The following is a 4,423-nucleotide window of genomic DNA, read 5'->3' on the forward strand; positions in this document are numbered from 1 at the left end:
CCCCTACCGCTATAACTAAGATGATGGAAAGTACTAAAATTCCAGATTCGTCATCATCTCACCTCTTTTTTTAAGTCACAATATACCTTATTCTACCATACATTTGAAATAAATGTCATCTAGCTTATGCTTTCTGCCAATAAAAAAAATGGACTGACCTAAATCAATCCATCTTTTCACACTTTAATCAGGAGTTTCCCCCAGTGGTACTTATATCTCGAACCAAATTATCTCATTCGAATCCATATTCAACTCAAAGCTACTACCATCGCCACGATAAACCGTTGTTTTTTGTGGTTCATAAGTATTATTTATAACACAGTACTTATTGTTTTCCAAGTAAGCATGTACTTCTACATTAATGTTAGAAGAGAACCATCTGTAAAGGTTTTCTTCATCATTTGCACTCCATAATATACTTCGATATAATAATCTACTGTTGTCAAAGTTATACGGAAGTCCACTTATATATACGCCTCTTCCCTTACCAAACTCTCTTACCGAAAGCTGTACATCTTTGTTCTTTTGAACTAAAACCTTAGTTCCTTCAAGTGCGTATATATTTTTTTTACCCTCACCAAAATCAATATCATGATTGCAGTCTTGTAAAATAAAATGTGACTTTTCTTCTTCCCAATTATACTTATCATAATTCAAAGTAAAGCCGGTTTCTTTTTCAACTCCTAATATATCCTGTAACTGAATATAACGGCCTTCAAATTGATGTCCCGCTGGTTCACCAATCCCAATAAAACCTCCACCATTATAGACAAATTTCCTTATAGCAGAAGTAATATCTGCATCTTCCCAAGCTACTCCGCCAGTATGCGCTGTATCACCATCCCCAACATTGATAATCACATCGATATCATTTAATATTTCCTCATTGTTTTTAATGTCATCAAAACTAATGAATCTCACATCAAAAGGTGCCCCACTAAGTACCTCAATAATACCTGCATAACTATAGTTTTGCTTGTGATATACTGCATGATGAACCATATGCGCTCCCCATGCACGCATTTTCCCAACACTATTTAAAACAGCTACAGTTTTAACGCAATATGGTGTCGTACCATTAATATTTTCATAAAGAAGTCTAAATTCATTACAAACACTTTTAAGAAATTCAATAAAATCTGGAAATCCTAAAGCAAGTTTTAGATATCCTCCATATCCAATTCTATCAATTGGTTTTCGTAAAATAGCTCTTCTCGCTGTTACCCAGTTAATTTTTGCTTCCTTTACCGGATTGCCACCTTCATAAAAAGAATCTGGAAAAAAGTAAGGTAAAAAACGACCTTCTGTATATTTTACGCCTTCAATATCACTGATCAGACGAAGCGTTGTACCGTTTCCAACACTACCTACCACAGCATCAAGACCAATTGTTTTGAATTCTTCCATAAAAGGTTCCGTTCCAATCCAATGGTCACCCAAGAACATCATTGCTTCTTTTCCATATTCATGGGTAATATCAACCATTTCCTTCGCTATTTTTGCTACTTCTCTACGTTGGAATGCTTGGAAGTCTTTAAATTCTTTACTTGGTACACGGTATTGATTATTATAGTAGCCTTGATCAATGATGTATTCAGGTCGAAAGGTATAACCCACTTCCTTTTCAAATCGTTCTAATATATACGGTGAAACTGAGGCAGAATAACCATACCAATCTACATACTTTTCTCTTTTCATGTCATCAAAAATCAAGGTAAACTGGTGAAAGAAGGTAGTATATCTAATTACATCAACATAGGAATGCTCCTCAATAAATTGTCGAAGCCGTTTCATAGAATATTCATGGGTTTTCGGTTGACGAACATCAAACGTAATCTGATGCTCGAAGTCTTCCCAACTATTTGTGACTGCATTGTACATATGAACCGGATCCCAAATTAGATATGCTAAAAAACTTACTGTATAATTATGAAAAAGATCCACAGGCTCTATTATAACTTCTCCACTTATGCTTTCATATCTCCAATTATCTGTTGGAACCACTTTACCAGTACTTCTATCGATTACTTCCCACCATCGTTTTATATCATCGCGGTCGTTAACTTGCATCAACTCAGACGAAATTCCTTTTAATAGACAGATGGTCAATGTATCTTTCACAGCAGTATGTATCTCTGTCATAATATAACACTGCTGTACCTCATCCAGATTCGCCTTAGCCCATACATTGTCTTTTCTAGTTGTATAATAAGTACTATATACCCTAGCGCCCACTTTTCTTAATTCTTCCGGATAATCTGTCCCGTCACAATCCCTTATTGCATCTGCACCTAATACATCTAATAGTTCGAGTGTTTCCTGCACTACATCGGTATCTGTAGGAATCGTAACGCGTCCTGATGTCACTTTATTATCATTCATTTTAATTAATTTCCTCCACTATTTGCGCCTTTATTGTAAATAAATAGCAAGATTAATATGCCTATAAGACCTATCATCATCTGCCCGAGTCCCGTATATCCGATATTGTTATGCCCTAGAACTATAAGACTTAAAAAGATGATTAAAAAGGAAACAGCGATTATTATTTTAATTTTTTTTATTATATATTCCATAATTCACCTATCCTTTCAATCCACCTATGTTTAAACTTTGTGTCAATTTCTTCTGTACGCAAATATAGAAAATAAGCGTTGGAACCATAACTAGTACAAGGCCAGCATACATCCGACCATATTGCGCTGCCGCATTTTGTGCTTTCATCAAGTTCATTAATCCCACAGGCAATGTTTTGGCACCCTTTGGATCTGTAAGTAAAGTTATTGCAATAATGTACTCATTCCAGAACCACAAGAAATTAAATAGAATAACGGTTATGATACTTGGCTTTGCCATTGGAAAGATAACCTTTATCATGGTTTTTAGGTATCCTGCACCATCTATGTAGGCTGCTTCCTCATAAGCCTTTGGTATCGTTATAAAATAGGATGATAAAAGATAAATGGTAAATGGTAGTGCAGTTGCTGCGTACACTACTGCCAAAACAAATATATTATTTAAGAAAAAGCTTTTCAATCCTACTGATTTCAACCATCTATCTGCATCAGCAAACATGAGAAAAATGGGTACAACAATATAATTTATATTAATGAATAACCCTCCCATAAACAAAGCTCTTAAGATTTTTTTAATTTTAAAATTAAATCTACTTAATACGTAAGCTGCCGGCAATGCAGTAATTAATAGCATTAATAATCCAAGTATGGTTGTGATTACACTATTAAGCATAAATTCACCCATTCTTGCTTCTTCCCAAGCAGAAACAAAGTTTTGAAAATAAAGTTTTTCAGGGAGTATCCAAGGATTTCCATAGAACTCATGGTTTTGTTTGAAGGCTGCCATAAAACTCCAAGCCACTGGTACAACAATAGCCATTGCCAATAAAATCAGCGCTATATATGTAATAATCTTAAACAAGTGCTGTGGTACATGTATTTTTTTCCTCATATCTCTTTCACCTCTTAAAGTTCAACCGGGTCACGTCTGGTAATAAGGTTTACTATGGCACTTAATGCAAATGAGAAAATAAAGACTACAACCCCAATTGACATACCATAGCCATAACTAGAATTTGTATACGCCTGTTTGTACATATAACTTAGGAATACTTCAGTACTGCCGTCTGGTCCACCACTTGTCATTACTCTAACAAACAAGAAACTCATGTTGATACTACCAATAATAAAAAACGTAAGTGTTGTTCGAATATTTTGCCATATTAGTGGTATTGTAATTTCAAAAAACTGCTTTATTTTACTAGCCCCTTCAAGACTAGCATTCTCGTATAAACTTTCAGGCACACTAGCTATACTTGCCATATACATTACCATATAATATCCTATTGCCTGCCAAACCATAGCACCGGCTATACTAAACAGTACTATTTTTTGGTCTCCTAACCAATAGATTGGTTCTTTACCCACTCTAAAAATAGATAAAAGACTATTAAGCATGCCATTCTTAGCATCATATATTGCACTGAATATAGCACTAATTACGACGATGGAAAGTACATTTGGAACATAGAATATAACTCGAAATAACCCTTTACATACTACTTTCTCTCTAGAAAGTATAGATGCAAGAATAAGCGCAATACCTATAGTGACAACACACACAATTACGATTAACATTACTGTATTTTGAAAGGATTGTATAAACTTCATATCATTCAGCAGTAATCTAAAATTATTAAATCCTACAAATGTTTTTTTTGCGGAGTAACCTCCCCATTTGTATAAAGACATTTTAAAAACATTGAATGTAGGAATTATCATAAAAATGAAAAAAAGAATTGTTGCTGGAGCGACACAAAGTACAATAAACCAATTTCTGTCTTTCGATTTCTTCATAAGGAACCTCCTCAGTTTTTAAACATAATAAAGATAACGGCGGGGGTTTT

General features: G+C 34.4%; 4 protein-coding genes. All 4 read right to left on the reverse strand.

Features of this window, described 5'->3' with window-relative positions; all coding sequences use genetic code 11:
• Positions 1-210 precede the first annotated feature (210 nt).
• The 4 genes from gnpA to RTP52_RS09755 are packed head-to-tail and all read right to left on the reverse strand — an operon-like array spanning position 211 to position 4,373.
• On the reverse strand, positions 211-2,382 hold the full coding sequence (gene gnpA / locus RTP52_RS09745) for a 1,3-beta-galactosyl-N-acetylhexosamine phosphorylase (protein ID WP_312370895.1): 2,172 nt from the start codon (positions 2,380-2,382) through the stop codon (positions 211-213).
• A gap of 5 nt (positions 2,383-2,387) precedes the next feature.
• On the reverse strand, positions 2,388-2,576 hold the full coding sequence (locus tag RTP52_RS20545) for a DUF6903 family protein (protein ID WP_442913532.1): 189 nt from the start codon (positions 2,574-2,576) through the stop codon (positions 2,388-2,390).
• A gap of 7 nt (positions 2,577-2,583) precedes the next feature.
• Positions 2,584-3,468, reverse strand: coding sequence for a carbohydrate ABC transporter permease (locus RTP52_RS09750; RefSeq protein ID WP_312370898.1), 885 nt, complete (start codon positions 3,466-3,468; stop codon positions 2,584-2,586).
• Between the two features lie 14 nt (positions 3,469-3,482).
• Positions 3,483-4,373: a carbohydrate ABC transporter permease gene (locus RTP52_RS09755; protein WP_312370901.1), complete on the reverse strand. Its 891-nt coding sequence runs from the start codon at positions 4,371-4,373 to the stop codon at positions 3,483-3,485.
• Between the last annotated feature and the right edge of the window lie 50 nt (positions 4,374-4,423).

This window comes from Lachnoclostridium sp., from assembly GCF_031997925.1.
In the GTDB taxonomy this organism is placed as follows: Bacteria; Bacillota; Clostridia; order Lachnospirales; family Lachnospiraceae; genus Lachnoclostridium.

Bases quoted from the DNA above. Each gene is read 5' to 3' on its own strand.
- RTP52_RS20545 (WP_442913532.1), bottom strand. From the start codon at position 2,576: ATGGAATATATAATAAAAAAAATTAAAATAATAATCGCTGTTTCCTTT.
- RTP52_RS09750 (WP_312370898.1), bottom strand. From the start codon at position 3,468: ATGAGGAAAAAAATACATGTACCACAGCACTTGTTTAAGATTATTACA.
- gnpA (WP_312370895.1), bottom strand. From the start codon at position 2,382: ATGAATGATAATAAAGTGACATCAGGACGCGTTACGATTCCTACAGAT.
- RTP52_RS09755 (WP_312370901.1), bottom strand. From the start codon at position 4,373: ATGAAGAAATCGAAAGACAGAAATTGGTTTATTGTACTTTGTGTCGCT.